At 41.9% G+C, this 19,044-nt stretch carries 15 protein-coding genes; 5 read left to right on the top strand and 10 right to left on the bottom strand.

Annotated elements, in window-relative coordinates; all coding sequences use genetic code 11:
- Nucleotide 1: 1 nt before the first annotated feature.
- From spoT to recG, 3 genes are read left to right on the top strand one after another with little or no spacing between them, the layout of a single operon-like run.
- Nucleotides 2-2,119, top strand: a complete 2,118-nt coding sequence (gene spoT, locus ACE2AL_RS01360) for a bifunctional GTP diphosphokinase/guanosine-3',5'-bis pyrophosphate 3'-pyrophosphohydrolase (RefSeq protein WP_206084865.1) — start codon at nt 2-4, stop codon at nt 2,117-2,119.
- 5 nt (nt 2,120-2,124) lie between these two features.
- A complete protein-coding gene (gene trmH / locus ACE2AL_RS01355; protein WP_206084867.1) occupies nt 2,125-2,838 on the top strand; it encodes a tRNA (guanosine(18)-2'-O)-methyltransferase TrmH in 714 nt (237 codons plus the stop codon).
- A gap of 15 nt (nt 2,839-2,853) precedes the next feature.
- On the top strand, nt 2,854-4,935 hold the full coding sequence (recG, locus tag ACE2AL_RS01350) for an ATP-dependent DNA helicase RecG (protein ID WP_206084874.1): 2,082 nt from the start codon (nt 2,854-2,856) through the stop codon (nt 4,933-4,935).
- 97 nt (nt 4,936-5,032) lie between these two features.
- Here recG and gltS read toward each other — a convergent pair whose 3' ends face one another.
- A complete protein-coding gene (gene gltS / locus ACE2AL_RS01345; RefSeq protein ID WP_206084875.1) occupies nt 5,033-6,247 on the bottom strand; it encodes a sodium/glutamate symporter in 1,215 nt (404 codons plus the stop codon).
- 236 nt (nt 6,248-6,483) lie between these two features.
- Here gltS and ACE2AL_RS01340 point away from each other — a divergent pair, with 236 nt between their 5' ends.
- Both ACE2AL_RS01340 and ACE2AL_RS01335 read left to right on the top strand, forming a co-directional pair.
- Complete coding sequence (locus tag ACE2AL_RS01340) at nt 6,484-7,872, top strand: uracil-xanthine permease family protein (protein ID WP_206084876.1); 1,389 nt, start codon at nt 6,484-6,486, stop codon at nt 7,870-7,872.
- A 111-nt stretch (nt 7,873-7,983) separates the two neighbouring features.
- Nucleotides 7,984-9,741 carry an AsmA family protein gene (locus ACE2AL_RS01335; RefSeq protein ID WP_375083873.1) on the top strand — a complete coding sequence of 586 codons (1,758 nt, stop codon included), beginning with the start codon at nt 7,984-7,986 and terminating at the stop codon, nt 9,739-9,741.
- 43 nt (nt 9,742-9,784) lie between these two features.
- Here the strand turns inward: ACE2AL_RS01335 and msrA are convergent, their stop codons facing one another.
- The 9 genes from msrA to yihX all read right to left on the bottom strand — a co-directional run bounded on the left by msrA (nt 9,785) and on the right by yihX (nt 19,001).
- Nucleotides 9,785-10,240, bottom strand: coding sequence for a peptide-methionine (S)-S-oxide reductase MsrA (gene msrA, locus ACE2AL_RS01330; RefSeq protein WP_375083871.1), 456 nt, complete (start codon nt 10,238-10,240; stop codon nt 9,785-9,787).
- A gap of 30 nt (nt 10,241-10,270) precedes the next feature.
- Nucleotides 10,271-11,287, bottom strand: a complete 1,017-nt coding sequence (locus tag ACE2AL_RS01325; protein ID WP_206084887.1) for a glycine betaine ABC transporter substrate-binding protein — start codon at nt 11,285-11,287, stop codon at nt 10,271-10,273.
- Nucleotides 11,288-11,312: 25 nt separating this feature from the next.
- On the bottom strand, nt 11,313-13,367 hold the full coding sequence (locus tag ACE2AL_RS01320) for an ATP-binding cassette domain-containing protein (protein WP_272538927.1): 2,055 nt from the start codon (nt 13,365-13,367) through the stop codon (nt 11,313-11,315).
- A gap of 388 nt (nt 13,368-13,755) precedes the next feature.
- On the bottom strand, nt 13,756-14,817 hold the full coding sequence (locus ACE2AL_RS01315) for an MBL fold metallo-hydrolase (protein ID WP_349415883.1): 1,062 nt from the start codon (nt 14,815-14,817) through the stop codon (nt 13,756-13,758).
- Between the two features lie 253 nt (nt 14,818-15,070).
- The gene (locus ACE2AL_RS01310) at nt 15,071-16,003 is read right to left on the bottom strand and encodes an SDR family NAD(P)-dependent oxidoreductase (RefSeq protein WP_272573861.1); all 933 of its coding nucleotides are present in this window, start codon (nt 16,001-16,003) and stop codon (nt 15,071-15,073) included.
- A gap of 103 nt (nt 16,004-16,106) precedes the next feature.
- On the bottom strand, nt 16,107-16,676 hold the full coding sequence (locus ACE2AL_RS01305; protein ID WP_206084903.1) for a TetR/AcrR family transcriptional regulator: 570 nt from the start codon (nt 16,674-16,676) through the stop codon (nt 16,107-16,109).
- Between the two features lie 273 nt (nt 16,677-16,949).
- Nucleotides 16,950-17,864: a bifunctional GNAT family N-acetyltransferase/hotdog fold thioesterase gene (gene fabY, locus ACE2AL_RS01300; protein WP_206084905.1), complete on the bottom strand. Its 915-nt coding sequence runs from the start codon at nt 17,862-17,864 to the stop codon at nt 16,950-16,952.
- A 23-nt stretch (nt 17,865-17,887) separates the two neighbouring features.
- Nucleotides 17,888-18,325, bottom strand: a complete 438-nt coding sequence (gene dtd / locus ACE2AL_RS01295; RefSeq protein ID WP_206084907.1) for a D-aminoacyl-tRNA deacylase — start codon at nt 18,323-18,325, stop codon at nt 17,888-17,890.
- A 61-nt stretch (nt 18,326-18,386) separates the two neighbouring features.
- Nucleotides 18,387-19,001, bottom strand: coding sequence for a glucose-1-phosphatase (gene yihX / locus ACE2AL_RS01290; RefSeq protein ID WP_206084909.1), 615 nt, complete (start codon nt 18,999-19,001; stop codon nt 18,387-18,389).
- Nucleotides 19,002-19,044: the final 43 nt, after the last annotated feature.

The raw sequence follows: 19,044 nt of genomic DNA, 5'->3' as shown, positions 1-19,044 counted from the left end.
CTTGTATCTGTTTGAAAGCCTTAATTTAGTTATTCAAAAATACCTCCCTAAGGAGCAAATTGAATTACTAAAACAAGCCTATGTTGTCGCACGGGATGCCCATGAAGGACAGACCCGTTCAAGTGGTGAGCCTTATATTACTCACCCTGTTGCTGTTGCTTGTATTCTTGCCCAAATGCGTCTGGATCATGAAACACTTATGGCTGCGCTACTTCATGATGTGATTGAGGATACTCCAGCAACATTTCAGGACATAGAAGAATTGTTTGGAACAACCGTCGCAGGTCTTGTTGAAGGTGTTTCCAAACTTGATAAGCTAAACTTTCGCGACAAAAAAGAAGCTCAAGCAGAAAACTTCCGCAAAATGATTATGGCGATGGTCAAAGACATTCGCGTCATTTTGATTAAACTGGCAGACCGCACTCACAACATGCGCACATTAGGCTCATTAAGGCCTGATAAACGTCGCCGTATTGCTCGTGAGACCCTAGAGATTTATAGCCCGCTAGCACATCGGCTGGGTATACACCATATAAAAACAGAGCTCGAAGAGCTTGGTTTTGAAGCACTCTATCCTAACCGTTACAGAGTTATCAAAGAAGTCGTTAAAGCGGCTCGTGGTAACCGAAAAGAGATGATCCAAAAAATTCTCTCTGAAATTGACGGTCGACTCACTGAAGCTGGTGTTCCTTGTCGTGTCAGTGGTCGAGAAAAACACTTATATTCTATCTACCGTAAGATGCACCAAAAAGAGCAACGTTTCCATTCCATCATGGATATCTATGCTTTTAGGGTCATCGTCAAAGATGTAGATACCTGCTACCGTGTTTTAGGTCAGATGCATAGCTTATACAAACCACGTCCAGGGCGTATTAAAGACTATATTGCTATCCCTAAAGCTAACGGCTATCAATCCCTGCACACCTCTTTAATTGGGCCACATGGCGTGCCAGTTGAAGTCCAAATTCGCACCGAGGATATGGACCAAATGGCAGAGATGGGCGTTGCTGCTCACTGGGCCTATAAAGAGCAAGGTGAACAAGGCACTACAGCGCAAGTCAGAGCACAGCGTTGGATGCAGAGCCTGCTTGAATTACAGCAAAGTGCAGGTAGCTCATTTGAATTTATCGAAAGCGTGAAATCAGACTTATTCCCTGATGAAATCTACGTTTTCACCCCCGAAGGTCGTATTGTTGAGTTACCAACAGGCGCAACCCCTGTTGATTTTGCTTATGCGGTGCATACAGATATTGGACACGCTTGTGTTGGTGCTCGTGTTGACCGACAACCATACCCGTTATCCCAGTCATTGAGTAGTGGTCAAACCGTTGAAATCATAACAGCGCCAGGTGCACGTCCAAATGCCGCTTGGCTTAATTTTGTTGTCAGCTCAAAAGCTCGCGCCAAAATTCGCCAGTTACTGAAAAATTTAAAACGCGAAGACTCAATTAATCTTGGTCGACGGTTACTTAATCATGCTTTAGGGGCAGGAAATAAACTCGCCGATATTCCTCAAAATCATATCGATGCTGAACTGGCCCGCATGAAGCTCAATTCTATTGATGATTTGCTTGCCGAAATAGGCTTAGGCAACGCTATGAGTGTTGTTGTCGCGCGTAACTTACAAAATAATCCACAGGGCACACTAGAAGATCAAGCTGTCATTGAAAGCCGTAATAAACTGTCTATCAAAGGTGCTGACGGTGTTTTAATCACCTTTGCAAAATGTTGCCGCCCAATTCCTGGTGACCCTATCGTGGCACATATTAGCCCTGGAAAAGGCCTAGTTATTCACCATGAATCTTGCCGTAATATCCGTGGCTACCAAAAAGAGCCCGATAAATTTATGGCCGTTGAATGGGATAACGAAACTGATACCGATTTCATCGCTGAAATCAAAGTAGACATGATTAACCATCAAGGTGCGCTTGCAAACCTCACGGCTGCAATTAATGATGCCAACTCAAGCATTCAGAGTATGAATACTGAGGAGAAAGATGGTCGTGTATACTGTGCCTTTATCCGCCTGACCACTAAAAACCGTGTTCAGCTGGCAAATGTTATGCGTAAGATACGTATCATGCCAGATGTTCTACGAGTAAGCCGAAACCGTAACTAACGAATATGAATGAACGCCGCTATCGCCGCATTTGCCAAATGATGGCGATGCGGCAGCCAGACCTCACGATTTGCCTTGAAGAAATTCATAAACCCCATAATGTTTCTGCGATAGTCCGCAGCGCTGATGCTGTGGGTATTCACCAAATTCATGCTATTTGGCCAGACCAACAGGTTAAATTATCCGTCTCTTCCGCCGCAGGTAGTAACAGTTGGGTAAAGGTTATCTCTCATCAATCAACTGAAGATGCTATTTCACAAATAAAATCGCAAAATATGCAGGTATTAGTGACAAACTTATCTGAGCACGCTGTTGATTTTCGCGAAATTGATTATACCCGCCCAACTTGTATTATGGTGGGACAAGAGAAAAAAGGTATTTCAAAGCAAGCGCTCGCACTGGCAGATAAGCACATCATTATTCCAATGGCGGGTATGGTGCAATCATTGAATGTTTCTGTCGCCTCTGCCTTAATACTCTATGAAGCGCAAAGGCAGCGGCAATTAGCCGGCATGTATGACCGCCAACACAGCACGCTGTCAGCGCAAGAGCAGCAAGAGTGGCTATTTGAAGGGGGTTATCCTGTACTTGCTGAAGTGGCTAAACGCAAAGGCTTGCCGCGTCCATATATCAATGAACAAGGGCAAATTGAAGCCACTGATGATTGGTGGGTGCAAATGCAACTAACCGAAAAAATGAAAAGACAACAATTTGGTTAAGGAAAAGGAAAGAACATGAATAGTGGGCTACTTGATACCATTTCACTGACTTCGCTGCATGGAATTGGTGCAAGCCAGTCAGAAAAAATGCGTAAAATCGGTTTGAACACCGTTCAAGACCTACTTCTTCATTTTCCACTTCGCTACGAAGACCATACCCGTTTGTACCAAATCAAAGACCTTTTACCTGGAACAACGGCGACTATCACAGGTGAAGTGATCCAAACAAAAGTGGTTTTTGGTCGAAAGCGAATGATGACCAGCCTCATTACTGATGGAACAGGCAACTTAACACTGCGCTTTTTTAATTTCTCTGCTGCGATGAAAAACAACTTAGCAGAAGGCCGACAAGTTACCGCCTATGGCGAAATTCGCAGAGGTAATACAGGCCCTGAGATTATTCACCCTGAATATAAAGTTTCTCAAGATACAGGCAGTATTACGCTGCAGGAAAATCTAACGCCTGTTTATCCCACTACAGAAGGGGTTCGCCAAGCCACATTACGCAAAGTCATGGATCAAGCTCTGGTCATGCTTGATAACAATAAAATTAAAGAGTTACTTCCTGAAGAACTGAGCCGTGGCATGATAAGCCTGCCAGATGCAATACGATTACTGCATAACCCGCCCCCCAATGTTGCACTCAGTGAATTAGAAAAAGGTCACCATCCTGCACAAAAACGTTTGATACTTGAAGAATTGTTAGCTCACCACTTAAGTATGTTAGCAATTCGAGCTGGTAACGAACGTTTGTATGCACAACGGTTAACCTCTAATGGCAAGCTAAAGGCACAACTGCTCGCACAGTTACCTTTTTCACCAACCAATGCACAAAACCGTGTTGTGGGTGAAATTGAAGCTGATCTCGCGAAAGACTCACCAATGATGCGTTTAATTCAAGGAGATGTGGGCTCAGGAAAAACCCTTGTTGCTGCATTAGCCGCTGTATGTGCTATCGAAAATGGTAAGCAAGTTGCCTTAATGGCACCGACTGAAATTTTAGCTGAACAACACGCAAATACTTTCAAACAATGGCTCGAACCATTGGGCATCAAGGTCGGTTGGCTTGCTGGTAAACAAAAAGGGAAAGCGAGGGAACAACAACAGGAAGCTATTGCAAGCGGTGAAGTTTCAATGGTAGTTGGAACGCATGCTATTTTCCAAGAGCAAGTGAAGTTTAATCGCTTAGGTTTAGTGATCATTGATGAGCAGCATCGTTTTGGCGTTCACCAGCGCCTCGCTCTGCGTGAAAAAGGAGAGCAGCAAGGGTTTCACCCTCATCAACTTATTATGACCGCTACACCAATTCCACGCACGCTAGCGATGACCGCCTATGCGGACTTAGATACTTCCGTTATTGATGAACTCCCTCCTGGGAGAACACCCGTGACTACCGTCGCCATCCCTGATACACGACGTAGTGATATTATCGAACGTGTACGCCAAGCTTGTATTGACGAAGGTCGCCAAGCCTATTGGGTATGTACACTCATCGAAGATTCTGAGCTATTAGAAGCCCAAGCAGCTGAAGTGACAAGTGAAGAACTGGCACTAGCACTCCCTGAACTCAAAGTGGGCCTCGTTCACGGACGAATGAAGCCAGCTGAAAAACAAAGCATTATGGCGGCATTCAAAAATAATGAAATTCAGCTACTTGTCGCGACAACTGTAATTGAGGTTGGTGTTGATGTCCCCAATGCCAGTTTAATGATTATTGATAATCCTGAGCGTTTAGGCCTTGCTCAACTGCATCAATTAAGAGGCCGTGTAGGTCGTGGGGCGATTGCTTCTCACTGTGTACTTTTATATAAAACGCCGCTCACCCATATCGCCAAGCAACGCCTACAAGTCTTACGTGATAGTAACGACGGTTTCGTCATCGCCCAAAAAGACTTAGAAATTCGCGGGCCAGGAGAATTATTAGGCACGAGGCAAACAGGCAATGCTGAATTTAAAGTGGCTGACTTACTCCGTGATCAATATATGTTGCCAGAAGTGCAGCGCATTGCTCGCCATATTCAACAACAATACCCTGAAAATGCACAACAAATTATTGAACGCTGGCTACCTGAGCGCGAGCAATATGGGCATGCATAATCCATAATCCACGTTCTAAATACACTTCTTTAAACGAAAATTGCCGTGAACTTCTTCACGGCAATACCTGTTTTACTATCGATAATTAGAATATTAATTATCCCGCAATAGTCGGGAAAACGGGTAACATCAGATACAATTTAATGACTATAGCATTCACAATATCAATAAAGAATGCACCAACCATTGGTACAACTAAGAATGCTAAGTGAGATGGTCCTAATCTATCTGTAACCGCTTGCATGTTTGCAATCGCTGTTGGTGTTGCACCAAGGCCAAAACCGCAGTGACCTGCCGCTAAAATAGCCGCATCGTAGTTTTTGCCCATCACACGGAAAGTAACAAAAATCGCGTATCCCGCCATTACACATGCTTGCACGGCAAGAATAACAATCATTGGAATAGCTAATGATGCCAACTCCCATAGTTTTAAGCTCATTAATGCCATCGCTAAGAACAATGATAAGCTAACGTTACCTAATACAGAAACCGCACGGTCAAACACCCGGTAAAAGCCCAGTATGGATAAGCCATTACTGAGGATCACACCGACAAAAAGAACACACACAAATTTCGGTAAAGCAAACACCGTTTCCGCTAATAAACCCGAAAGGTAGCTACCGACCAATAAGCAGATAGCGATTAAGGCAATGGTTTCAATCAGCACCATTGAACTTATCATACGGCCTGACTGTGGTTTTTCAAACGCTGTTGGAACGTCTTTATCGTCTTCTAGTGTACCTGGCGTCGGAATATTTCGCGTTAGGAATCGTGCAACAGGGCCTCCTATTAATCCCCCTAAGACCAACCCAAATGTTGCACATGCCATTGCAACTTCGGTTGCACTTTTAAAACCATAGCTTTCAGAGAATATTTTCCCCCATGCCGCGCCAGTACCATGACCGCCAGAAAGTGTGATTGAACCAGCAAGTAGCCCCATTAATGGGTCTAGTCCCAGTAGTTTTGCAAGGGCAATCCCCACAGTATTCTGGACAAGCAATAAACCGACAACCACAAAAATAAAGATAAACAACGCTTTACCACCTGCTTTTAAACTCGCTAGGTTGGCATTTAGACCAATGGTGGCGAAGAATGCCAACATCATCGGTTCTTGAAGTGATAAGTCGAAAGACAAGCTCCAATCAAACATTTGCTTCAGCAAAAGTAGACTAAAAGCGACTAACAATCCGCCTGCAACAGGCTCTGGAATCGTGTATTTTTCTAAAAAAGGAACGGTTTTAACGAGTTTCCGTCCAAGCAGTAATACTAATGTAGCTGCTACCAAAGTCCCGTAGACATCGAGATGATACATTTACGTACCTCGTCTGTTGTTAAAATTATTAAATATTAGTAAGACGTTAATTTCTTCCTTAAAACGCCAAAAACAGGTGAACAGATTAGAAAAAAAAACTGTTATAAATACAAGTCAAAAGATATAAAAATGTGATGAACTTAGTTTAACTATTTACAATATTTATTTTGCGCAAACGATTGCTTTTTAATTTAGTCGCTTTACAATGCGTTTTTTGTTGGTGGGAAATGAAGGCAATGAATACAGCAACGTCTGAAAAACAAAATACGGAATCAACGATAAACACCCAAAGTGAGCTCATCTATAAATTAGAAGATAGACCACCGCTTCCCCAAGCCCTATTCGCGGCTGGGCAGCACCTTCTCGCGATGTTTGTTGCTGTTATCACCCCCGCAATGCTGATCTGCCAAGCCCTCGGGTTACCTGCACATGATACCCAACGTATTATTAGCATGTCTCTATTTGCTTCTGGTATTGCCTCTTTAATTCAGATTAGAGCATGGGGGCCTATTGGTTCAGGGTTATTATCTATCCAAGGAACCAGTTTCAACTTTGTTGCACCTTTAATTATGGGAGGTGTTGCACTCAAGCAAGGTGGGGCAGATATTCCATCCATGATGGCGGCACTATTTGGTACGTTATTAGTTGCTGCGCTCACTGAAGTTATTTTGTCTCGCTTCTTACATTTAGCGCGTCGCGTCATTACGCCATTGGTCTCTGGTGTTGTTGTAATGATTATTGGACTATCACTGATCCAAGTCGGTCTCACCTCTATTGGGGGCGGCTATGGGGCAATTAGCGATAATACCTTTGGCTCCCCTGATTATTTAATTTTGGCAGGCATTGTTCTCGCAGTCATTATTCTGCTCAACCGCCAAAAAAATCCCTATCTACGAGTCGCCTCTTTAGTCATAGCAATGGCAGTAGGCTACCTTGCTGCTTGGTGGATGGATATGCTACCAAATGCGCAGCCAACTGAGCCAAATCAGTCTATTATCACTGTACCTGAACCTTTCTATTATGGTTTATCATTTGATTGGAACTTGTTGATCCCCCTGATCTTAATCTTTATGGTAACTTCTTTGGAAACCATTGGTGATATCACCGCAACCTCTGACGTTTCTGAACAACCCGTTCGAGGCCCACTTTACATGAAACGTATTAAGGGTGGCGTATTAGCAAACGGCTTAAATTCAATGGTTTCCGCCGTATTTAATACCTTCCCAAATTCCTGTTTTGGTCAGAACAACGGGGTTATTCAATTAACTGGTGTTGCTAGCCGCTATGTGGGTTATATCGTCGCATTGATGCTTGTTTTACTGGGGTTGTTCCCTGCTGTTGCGGGTTTTGTACAGCAAATCCCTGAACCCGTTCTTGGCGGTGCAACCATTGTGATGTTTGGGACGATTGCGGCATCTGGTGTGCGTATTGTTTCCCGCGAGCCACTTAATCGCCGAGCGATTATGATTATCGCGCTGTCACTCGCTGTTGGAATGGGAGTTTCACAGCAGCCGTTAATTCTGCAATTTGCCCCAGACTGGCTGAAAACCTTGTTTTCTTCTGGTATTGCCGCAGGCGGATTAACAGCAATTGTACTGAATTTAGTTTTCCCACTCGAAAAATAATCGTTCATCTAAACCGCTAGAGTTGAATATTCTGGCGGTTCTTCTGTATGCTATCCTTAAATTATCGCGATATTAAACGCATTCCCCCACAAATTTGAGGAGCAGCTAGCTGTGAAATGGTTAATTAAATTTGTTACCTATGCATTCTTGCTACTGCTGCTATTGTTTATCGCCGCCTACATTGGGTTACAAACGCGCTGGGGAGCATCCTATTCGAGTCAATTCCTTAGCAAATTTACTGACTACGATATTCATGTAGGGATTATGGGACATGAATTTTCCAACCCTGGCGAATTCATCTTCCAAGATGTACAATTAACCTCACAAAACAAAGACTTGTCCCTAGATGCACGTCAAATCGTGGTTGATGTAAATTGGCGCAATATTTTCAGTGGTACAGCGATCCGTCGCTTCATCATCACACAAGGTGAGCTTTCTACCACCCTATCCCCTGAATTAACACCACTGCCTATTTCGGCGGATATTCTGCAATTTGAAAATAGTCAGCTAACCCTTAAACAAGGTGATGACACCATTTTCGCTACAGGGTTTACTGGGGGGATCACGCCGTGGAGGCCGACAGTGAATCATCCGTTTGGCTATGGCGATTTTCGTTTCACCTCCAGCCAATTAAAAATCAATGAATTACCATTTAAAAATGTGGCACTGACTGGAAAGTTGCAAGAGCAAGTCACTGAAATCAACAAAGCGAGTGCATACCTAAATAACGGTTATATTGCAGGTGAAGGTAAAGTATTTACTGATGGTGCAATTACGATTGATTCATTAGCAATGAATAAGGTTGGCTGGGAAAACAGTATTGATTTCGATACGTTATTTGATGCAATTAGTAGTGATAGAACCATTCAAATCAAAAATCTTGAATTAACTAACATTGATATTCAAGGAAAAGACTGGGCGCTTTCAGGGCTGAGTACAGAAATCGATCAGCTAAGTTTGGTCAGAGGTAGCTGGACAAGCCCTAAAAGTAAAATTAGCTTTAATGTTGACCAATTAGTCATGAAAGATCAACAGCTAAGTACACTAATCGGTGACTTGAATATTGATGGAGACAACCTAAACATCAACAAGTTATCAGGCTACTATAACAAAGGCGTATTTAATTTAAGTGGTGCTTGGCAACGTAATGATCAAGTTCTTACCATTAATGAAGGTAAGCTAGGCGGCATTTTATATACCCTACCAGAAACTTGGCTCGCTTTTTTTGCTGAACCCGCACCCTCTTGGTTATCAGGCCTATCCATCAAAAAATTCACTGTCTCCCAATCGTTGCTGATGAATATCCAGCCAGAATTCCCGTTCGAATTCACAGCGTTAAGCGCCAACATTGAAGATGTTGACCTCATTAAGCTAAAACAGTGGGGAGTTTGGAGCGGTAAGGCGACATTCAATGCCGATAGCGGCACAATTAACCAAGTTTTAGTCCGTCGTCCGTTCTTAGAAGTACGTCAGAGTGGGAAATCCTCTGCCGCAGCGAGTTTAACAGTCAGTACGGAAAGAGGTATCAGCAAGATTGGTGTATTAGTGAAACAAGAACCGAAAAAAGTGCCATTTTTGTTGCGAGCTTCAGGGACTAACATTGATTTAATCGATTTAAATCAATGGGGATGGTCAGGTTTCCCAGCACAAGTTATTGGGGATTTTGATGCAACACTACAGGGAGATTTCCTCGCCCCTTCAGTTGCTAAAAGCGTAAATGGCGAGCTGATGGCGATGCCTCTTCAAGGTAAGCGCTTATATCGTACGGTCGTAAAAGGGGTTGTGACCTCTTCGGTGGAATCTGATGCTACTCAGCAACCTTCTGAAATGCCTCAGGAAGAGCCCTCCCCTGCTCTTATCACTCAATAATGAGTCCACGAGAGGCTGCTGAGTATGGTTTACCTTTTATTGGTCAAATTGAACAAGCGCCAGCGCCATGCTTTTGCACATAATGCTGATCTTTCTCATCCGCTAATTGAAACTCTGCGAATGTGACGATTACTGTGGCGACAGGTTTACCTTGATAATGCTGCTGCTCCAGTAATTTTTTCGATGCGATTGCCTGATTGGCTTGAGCAATTGAATGCGTAAACACCGCTGAACGGTATTTCTCACCGACATTATTACCTTGTTTATCAATAGATTGTGGGTTATGAATCTTCCAAAATAGCGATAAAAGTTCATCATAACTCGTTTGCAGAGGGTCAAAATCGACCTGTACCACTTCTATCCATGGAGAGGTTTCATCGGCAGAACGTGCATAACCTACACGGCTATTTAATACCCCATTTTGCATTTGAAACGCGGCTTCAGCTCCCCAGAAACAACCTGCGCCAAAAGTGGCTTGTTGTAGCGCTTCCTGACTCATAGTGACCTCGTCATCGATATCAATATTTACTTATTGACCCGCCAACCATTTATCAACGGTGGCTGAATTATTTTTAACCCAATTTTTAGCCGCAATAGCAGGTGGTACATTTTCCTTTTCAATTTGCAGAATAAGTTGATTTAACTCAGCAGGTTCGATTGCCACATTACGCAAGAAGGCAGCAATTTTTGAAGAACGTTTTTCTATACTCGCAGCAGACAGCACATAAACTTTTGCATCAGGATAAGCACATGTAATATGGCTTTTATTTAACCAATCAGAGTCGACTGTTGGGCTGATAAATTTCCAACATCCATCAGCCTTATAAGCTGGGTCATCTTTTTTGTTATCTTGCGCATAACCATCAAAAGTGGGCTCTTCTAGGCGGCGTAAGTCATAGGCTGCGAATATCCAATCAGGCGTATAGGCATAGAAAATCACGCCACGTTTAGCTTTATAAGCGGCTGCGAGTTTTGCATATGTAACAGAAGCTTCAGTTGACACTGGCGCAAATTTATCGCCAAAACCATAGTCTTTCGCTTTAATTTCGCCAATATAAGTTGACTCCCACCCCGCAGGGCCGACCAATAACTCAGGCTTTCCGCCACCTAAAGGTGAAAACAGTGCCGCAATTTCAGGTTTTTGTAAGTCATAAACTGATTTAATGTTGTATTTATCTTGTAAATACCCTGGGATGTAAAACCCTTGCTCACCAATATAAGGGTTTTTAGTTGGTATCAATGTTTTGCTGCCGGTGACGTATTTTGCCCATGCTGCCGATTGGTTTGGCAGCCAAACATCCGTCAGAACATCCACGGTTCCATCGTCTTTTCCTGCTGCAGCGAATAGCACGGGCAAATCCCCCGCAAGATAGGTTACATCGCCATCTAACCGACTTTTAATAACTTCGCCTAAAATATGTTGGATAGCGATGGCACCCGTCCAATTTTGCTCGCCAATAACAATTTTATCTTTTGCTAGTGTTGGAAATGAAAGGGCTGCAAATAATAAAGCAGCACCAACTTGCTGAAATACTGATTTTTTCATAATTTAGCCTTAAAACAGGTGGTTATTATTGTTGCTTGTGTAGTTTTGATTGAATGATACGGTCAGGAATGAGCGCACAAAGTACGATAGCTATCCCAGCAAGAACACCTTCCCCTCCTTTAATGTTACGTAATGCAGCCATAACGTCATAACCCAAGCCGCCTGCACCGATAAGGGCAGCAACAACAACCATAGAAAGACTCATCACGATGGTTTGGTTAATACCTAACAGGAGCGAATGTCTGGCTAAGGGCAGTTGGACTTTGGTTAAAACTTGCCAAGGGTTTGCACCATGGGCAATTGCAGCCTCGACAGATTCTTTTGGAACTTCTTGTAACCCTAAAGCCGTCAAACGGATCATTGGCGCAAGAGAAAAAACAACGGTGGCAATTACTGCAGGTGTTTTCCCGATAGAAAAAAAGGCCACGGCGGGGATTAAATACACAAAGGTTGGTAAGGTTTGCATTATATCGAGTATCGGCGTCAATATTTTGCGAGCTAGGGATTTTTTAGCGACTAAAATGCCAAGTGGAATACCCAGAATTAAAACAATAATGACCGAGGAACCGACGAGTGCGAGGGTCGAAATCGTTCTTTCCCAAAAACCAAATAAGCCAATATAAATAATGGATAAGGTGCTTAATAAGCTCAGACCAAAACCCGCAGCACGCCACGATAAGAAAATCAATGCCACTGCACTAACAGGCCAAGGTAGCCAGCCAAATATCGCTTCAATACTTTCAATAACGGTTCGGACTAATACGATAATGCCAACAAAAGCACTTTCAAATGTATTTTGTGACCAATCAATAATATTATCAATCTGTTGAGCTGTTTCAGAAAAAAGCAGTCGATCAACAGGAAAGGTAAAAAAAAGCGTTTCAATTTCAGAAGTCAACGCTCGCCAAATGACAAATATTTGGCTAAAAAGCAAAACTGATAATGGCAACTTCCAACCTGAATGCGGGTTTTGTCGAGAACGCCGAATCACAGATAAGGTGAAAAAACGGCTCGCAATGACTAAAAGTAAGCCTGATAACCATAAATCAATGTCCGATAATAAGCCTTGTACTATTAGGCTAATTGCCGCTAATTCAATCGCCATTGTTAGCCAAAACAACCCTCCTTTACCATATTCAGCTAGTGCAGCGGGGCCTAACAGTAATGTTTTCCAACGTGCAAGGGCATCGTGGGAGCCCGGTGAAGGAATATCCGTTACTGCAGGATCTGTGCTGGTGACTAAAGCAGCAATACGAACAGGAGAAGATGAATAGTCTTGAAAAAACTCGGCAATTTCTGCATCAGCAGGGGTAGCAAGAAGTTCATTTGGGCTTGCAACTTGCACGAGTTGACCATGACGCATTACGGCTATTCTGTCTGCTAGGCGTAGCGCTTCACTAGGATCGTGGGTGACAAATAAGGTAGTGATCCCACGTTCACGAACTAATTTTAGAAAATGATACTGTAAGCTACGGCGGATAGTCGGGTCGAGAGCACTAAACGGCTCATCCATTAATAAAATATCTGGTTGAGTGATTAATGCGCGAGCAAAACCCACTCGCTGTTGCATGCCACCAGAGAGCTCATGTGGATAATGGTTATCCCATCCTTCTAATCCTACGGCTTTCAGTTGCTCCCTAGCAGCAGCGAAGCGGGCAACTTCGGGCACCCCGTCCAATTCAAGCGGAAAAGCGACGTTTTCAATAACCGTTCGGTGAGGCAACAACCCAAAATGTTGAAAAACCATGCCAATACGCTTTGCACGTAATTCACGCAATAATTTCGGGTTTAGTTGACTGATATCTTGACCTTCAATAAAAACGTGACCACTACTTGAATCAATTAACCGGTTAACGTGACGTAACAATGTTGATTTTCCACTGCCGGATGTCCCCATCAAGCAAACAACTTCGCCGCGATAGACTTGTAAGTTAATGTGGTTTACAGCCAGTTTTTGCTCATTTTTCAACTTTGATGAGTAGGTTTTTGTGACATCACGAAACTCAACAACGATTTCATTAGCAGCATCGTTATCTAACGCTGCTGCGGCGTATTTCCCTAATGGTGATTGAATATTCACAGGTTAAGCTCTCAATAAAATTTTTATTCAAAACGGCCACTTCCACGCAATAATTAAGATTTATTATTAAACGCGTTATGTGACGTTAAATTAATTTTAAGTTTTATTTATATTGTTGATGATAACTTGCTAGTAGGGTAATGGATTTGGAGGAAATAAAAGAAGTATTAAATTTGAATAGATTAGAGCAGATAGTTATTACGGCTACAGGTTATATATTTCAACTAATTACTATTATGTTTGCTAAATTCTACGCATAAGCTAAATATGAAAGGATACAGTGCAAAAACCTGTTAATACCTCAGCAAAGGACGTTTTTGTAATGCACACACATTTAGCTATCCAATAGGCTAGCCAAATGTGTTATTTGCTATTCATATAATATTATTTATTCATCATCCAAATACCACTCCGATGTTTGTGTATTAATATCAAAAACTTGGCCCTGATATGGTGTGAGTGGTGTAAGGCCTTTATCTCGCATCATCGGGATACTCTCACGCACCGATTCATTCCATGGATGAAATGCCATCGCATAGGCGCCCCAGTGCACAGGAACAATGCGTTGTGGGTTGATATCGAACGCAGCTTGCGCGGTTAAACTTGGAAACATATGGTCGTCTGGCCAACGTTTGTCATATTGCCCATTTTCAATAAATGCAATATCGATATTAGGAAATTTTTTAGCAATTTCAGCGAAATGAGGGCCATAAGCAGTATCCCCACTGTAATACAGTGTTTCATTCATATCCTGAATAACATATCCTCCCCAAAAGCTTTTATTACTGTCAGTCAAGCTACGCCCAGAATTGTGCAACGCAGGGACTAAAGTGTAGCGGTTTTCACCAACCACAGCCGTTTGCCACCAATCCAGCTCTTCAATATTTTTTGCATCAATTCCGAGCGGTTTGAGATATTCACTTAAACCCAGAGGAACAATAAATCGTGCATTTTGTTGCCCAAGTTGCCGTAATGTCTCTTCTTCAAAATGGTCATAATGGTTATGGGAGATTAAAACAATATCGGTTTGTGGCCATTCATCAATGGAAGCCGCGGGTTCTTGAAAACGGCGCATATTAATAACCAACGGAGAAACCGATGGCCCAAGAACAGGGTCAACTGCGATAGTTTGTTGATTAACTCGCATTAATAATGTGGAATGACCGAACCAAATAAACCGATTAATCCCATCATCCTTTAGAAATAATGACCAATCTGGTTTTTGCATTGGGAATTTTATTTTAGGCTTATATTGGCTTTCACCCCCTAACATTTTAAATAACCCTGTTGCACCATCACTCAAAGTCACACTGCGTAATAGTTGAGGATTAACAAATGCTTTTTTTTCCTGACTATAGTTAGCGCTCGTTAGGTATTGGGGGAATGTACGCGAAAAAATAGCACACCCGATAACAAGCAAAATGAATAAACCTAAAAAGAATATGAGCATTATCTTTTTCTTCAATATCATATAGTTAAATTAAACTGTATTTATAAAATAGTTAAAATTAGCATAGTAATATGCATTAACATTATGTATGCTAATTTTATTGGCCTAGGGTAAAGTAATTAATCACCATATCATTTAATTATCAGTTACTAAATTTATATATCTGATATTAAAAGACGATAACCTATTACTGTTTAAATACAATATACATAATTTTCAGATAAGGGTTATATAAATTGAATGAGTATTAATTTTATCGAATCGGTAAAGATAATAACTCTTCTGTCATTTCCCATAAACGTATTGCATTATTTTTATCTAATGCCCAACCCGCTACAACGGAAAACTCCTTCATTCTATCGCCACAAGTGTGGGTTATCATTTCCGCTTCATTACAGTCAGCAAAATAACGGCCACCAATATTCTCAATAATAGGTGAAGTCGCGACAAATATTGATGTTGCTGCACCTTGTTGTGGTGTTTTCCAAAGGTGCTCAGGCACAGGTAATTCACCTGAGTAGCGTTGTAAATTAGATTTAATCGCCCCTGGCATAACCGCATTAGTCCATATTTTATCTTTTTCCCAACGGCGCGTAGCCTCTACCGCAAATAAAATAAGCGCCGTTTTAGATTGCCCATAAGCACTCCAAGGGTCATAAGGTCGGATATGATAATGAATATCATCAAACACAATGGGACTAAAATGATGAGCCGACGAACTAACAACCACGACTCTCGAGCCATTTGCTTTTTTTAGAGCCTCATATAACCCATTTGTGAGTAAAAAATGCCCTATATAATTAGTCGCAAATTGGGCTTCCCATCCTTCATTTGTTCGTGTTTCTGGCATTGCCATAACACCTGCATTATTAATAAGTATATGCAGCGGTTTTGACCATGTTGAGGTAAATTCACGAATTGAGCTTTTATTCGTTAGATCAAGGTAAGCAACATCAACCTGCTGATTGCCTGTCGATTTTATTATTTCTAATGCAGCTTGTTGGCCAGCCTCAATATTTCTGACCGCCAGAGTTACACTGGCGCCATTATTTGCAAGAGAGCGAGCTGTTTCAAACCCAATACCTGAAGCCGCCCCCGTTATAATGGCATTTTTACCCGTTAAATCTATACCGTTAATCACTTCGTCTGCGAGGCTATGGAAGCCAAACGATGTTTTGATTTTCATGATCCTATTCCTAATTTAAGACAAAAAAAGGGCGAGCAAAAGAATTGGCAATGATTCATTGCCAATTAAATTGCTATTCATTAATAAATATTAAATATAATGCTTATGCTGAAATCGCTTTCCACATTATTTCAAAACCAAGTTGTAATAATGCATCTTTACGTTCTGGTTGCTTTTCAATTTGTTCACTTGTTGCATCTGATATATTCTGAAAAATGTTATAAATAAAATCTTTTTCATCAGAAACTAAAAGATTATCTTTAATCGCTTGAGTAAACATTTGGTCGATTAAAACAAGAGGCTCAGGTGTTTTAGCAAGGGTTTCAGGCGTCAGTAGCTCAGAGACAGAAAGCAATCTAAGTACTCGTTTTCCATTAGGATTTTTTAATGCCCACTCAGTATACCCTGACCACACATGCTTTATTTGTGTATGCACATCAGCATTTTTAGGGTAACCAGTGACTAGGCGTTCAGCCATATCGCTTTTGAGTAGCAAATAAACATCATTAAATAATTGTTCTTTGGTTGGAAAATAGGTAAAAAGAGTGCCTACGGCTACTTTTGCACGTTTTGCAATATTTGCCGTCGTTGCTGATAAACCATTTTCAGCAAGAGTACTTATCGTTGCATTAATCAATGCAGTGTATTTTTGTGAGCTCAAGGGACGAGCCATAGAGTATCTCCAAATAAAATATTGCGTCTCTCATCAACTTTAATGACTGACTAATCACTCAATTATATTGATAGAGAGAAATAGATGCAATAAGTTTGAAGATAAATTTAAAAAAATGTGAGTCCATTTTCTCGTTCCATTAAAACCATGCCAAAACATCTCTAATGGAACGAGTCGTACTCAAAAATAGGGCAATGTGCGGTATAACTGGGAGCAATTACGCTTTCTCCGAGCTTGTATGCCCCCTTTATCATTTACGCCCAATAATCTATTTTACTGTGTTTTATCAACGGGTAACACCATGTACACACCACTAAAAACTGCACCAACTTGGTTATTTGGGTTACTTACTTCCACTTTCAGTTTAACTCGCGCTTTGCTGCCTCGCGCTAAGCGGTCAAGGTCACCACTCATATTCGCTAAATCCGCAATTGCCGTTGGCCTGCCACTCACTGGCTTGCCGTAGCGGATGTTGGCATCCACTAACACAATATCACCACCAAGTTGATGCTCTTGCATTAGCAGCCAAATAAGCCCCCAACCGGTTAATGTCGCGAGTGAAAATTGGCTACCTGCAAAAATAGTTTCATGGGGGTTTTGGTTGCCCGCTTCTGGCATTGTCGTAATAAAACGGGTCCCTGTATATTGTTCGATGCGAACACCCATTTTTTCACTTAACGGAATGTATTTATGCCATGCTTGCTGTAATTCACCACACCAATCAGGACGATGTAAGATTTGGTCTAGGGTTTCAATTGGCTTGATCATTAAATAATGACGCACAGGTGTTTTAAGCTGCCCTGCAACTTGCCCCCTATTTTCAAACCCCATCTTATTAAAGAAAGGAACGGCTTCTTCACGCACACTGGAAACAATACGTTTTACACCTTCTTGCCGTGCAACTGACTCCAGAGCCATAATAATCAACTTCCCCAGCCCTTTACCTTGCATGACGGGATTAACAGCGAGGAAGCGAATTGCACCTTCGTTATCGGCATTAATATATAGACGGCCAATCGCCAAAATACGGTTTTTATCATCCACCACCATTTGATGGTGAGCCGTTAAATCATAACCGTCTTTTTCAGAACCGAGGGGTTGATTGAAGGGTTTTCGCAACATTTCCCAACGAAAGTGGTAGTAAGTTGCAAATTCAATTTCATCTTTCGGTGTACGTAAATGGTACATCGTTTCCCCCTTTAAAAATGGAATCACACTTGCAGCCAAAAGGTCACAGGGCCGTCATTAGTTAAGCTCACTTGCATATCAGCAGCAAATTGCCCAGTTTCAGTCGTGACGCCATGCTGACGGCTTTGTTCCACAAAATACTGGTACAGTTTATCGGCTTTTTCAGGCTCTGCCCCCCCAGAAAAACTAGGTCTCATGCCTTTTTTGGTGTCTGCCGCTAACGTAAATTGTGAGACAACCAATAAGCTGCCTCCCGCTTGCTGAACATTCAGGTTCATTTTCCCTTGTTCATCACTAAAAATACGGTAGCCCAGCACCTTTTCACATAAGCGTTTTGCTTTTTGCTCGTCATCGTCTTTTTCAACGCCAAGCAGAACCAACAAACCTGAGTTTATTTGCCCAACCGTTTGTTCATCAACAACCACACTCGCATGAGTGACTCTCTGGATTAATGCAATCATGATTACTCTGCACAAAAAGATGGAGCAACGTTAGCCGTTGCTCCATCTTCAATATCAAATATTATTCAACTTCAGCACTAAAATCGTAAGTACGGAAATATTCAGGAACGGTATCTTTATCCACAACATGAATACTATGGATACCAAGAGCTTGCGCGGCTTTAACATTTTCCTCTACATCATCGAAGAAAACGGCATCTGCTGCTTCAAATTCTTCGGATTGCAGAACGTATTTGAAGATTTCAGGATCAGGCTTACGCATACCTAAATCTTGGGATAAATAGAGAAAATCGGAGGAAGCTGCAATCTCTGGGTAGTGTTCTGGCCAGTAGTCCAAATGTAGACGGTTAGTATTCGATAAGACGACAACACGGTGCCCTTGTTCACGCAGGCGCTCCATAATGTCAATCACTTCTGGTCTTAACGAAATAAAAATAGCGTGCCAGCCTTCAGCAAAGTCTTCAAAGCTCAGAGTGATCCCCATTTCTTCACAAAGTAGCTCTGCAAACTCTATATCTGAAATTTTTCCACACTCATGTAATTGAAAGATATTGCCAAAAGTAAACCGTGATTTGATTTCTTCACTTGGTGTGCCGCTCAGTTCAGACCATTTATCAAACACACGATTAAAGTCGATATCAATAATCACATTACCCATATCGAAGATATACAGCATAAATTTTCCTCTTTGTTATTCACTAAATTTACTTTAATCATTA

Source organism: Providencia xihuensis (assembly GCF_041953405.1).
Taxonomy (GTDB): Bacteria; Pseudomonadota; Gammaproteobacteria; order Enterobacterales; family Enterobacteriaceae; genus Providencia; species Providencia vermicola.
The sequence above is the reverse complement of the archived record's forward strand: the minus strand, read 5'-3'. Positions and strand labels throughout refer to the sequence as shown.

Bases quoted from the DNA above. Each gene is read 5' to 3' on its own strand.
- ACE2AL_RS01305 (WP_206084903.1), bottom strand. From the start codon at position 16,676: ATGGCTCGTCCCTTGAGCTCACAAAAATACACTGCATTGATTAATGCA.
- msrA (WP_375083871.1), bottom strand. From the start codon at position 10,240: ATGAGTCAGGAAGCGCTACAACAAGCCACTTTTGGCGCAGGTTGTTTC.
- yihX (WP_206084909.1), bottom strand. From the start codon at position 19,001: ATGCTGTATATCTTCGATATGGGTAATGTGATTATTGATATCGACTTT.
- dtd (WP_206084907.1), bottom strand. From the start codon at position 18,325: ATGATTGCATTAATCCAGAGAGTCACTCATGCGAGTGTGGTTGTTGAT.
- gltS (WP_206084875.1), bottom strand. From the start codon at position 6,247: ATGTATCATCTCGATGTCTACGGGACTTTGGTAGCAGCTACATTAGTA.
- ACE2AL_RS01315 (WP_349415883.1), bottom strand. From the start codon at position 14,817: ATGCTCATATTCTTTTTAGGTTTATTCATTTTGCTTGTTATCGGGTGT.
- fabY (WP_206084905.1), bottom strand. From the start codon at position 17,864: ATGTACCATTTACGTACACCGAAAGATGAAATTGAATTTGCAACTTAC.
- ACE2AL_RS01340 (WP_206084876.1), top strand. From the start codon at position 6,484: ATGAATACAGCAACGTCTGAAAAACAAAATACGGAATCAACGATAAAC.
- trmH (WP_206084867.1), top strand. From the start codon at position 2,125: ATGAATGAACGCCGCTATCGCCGCATTTGCCAAATGATGGCGATGCGG.
- recG (WP_206084874.1), top strand. From the start codon at position 2,854: ATGAATAGTGGGCTACTTGATACCATTTCACTGACTTCGCTGCATGGA.
- ACE2AL_RS01325 (WP_206084887.1), bottom strand. From the start codon at position 11,287: ATGAAAAAATCAGTATTTCAGCAAGTTGGTGCTGCTTTATTATTTGCA.
- ACE2AL_RS01310 (WP_272573861.1), bottom strand. From the start codon at position 16,003: ATGAAAATCAAAACATCGTTTGGCTTCCATAGCCTCGCAGACGAAGTG.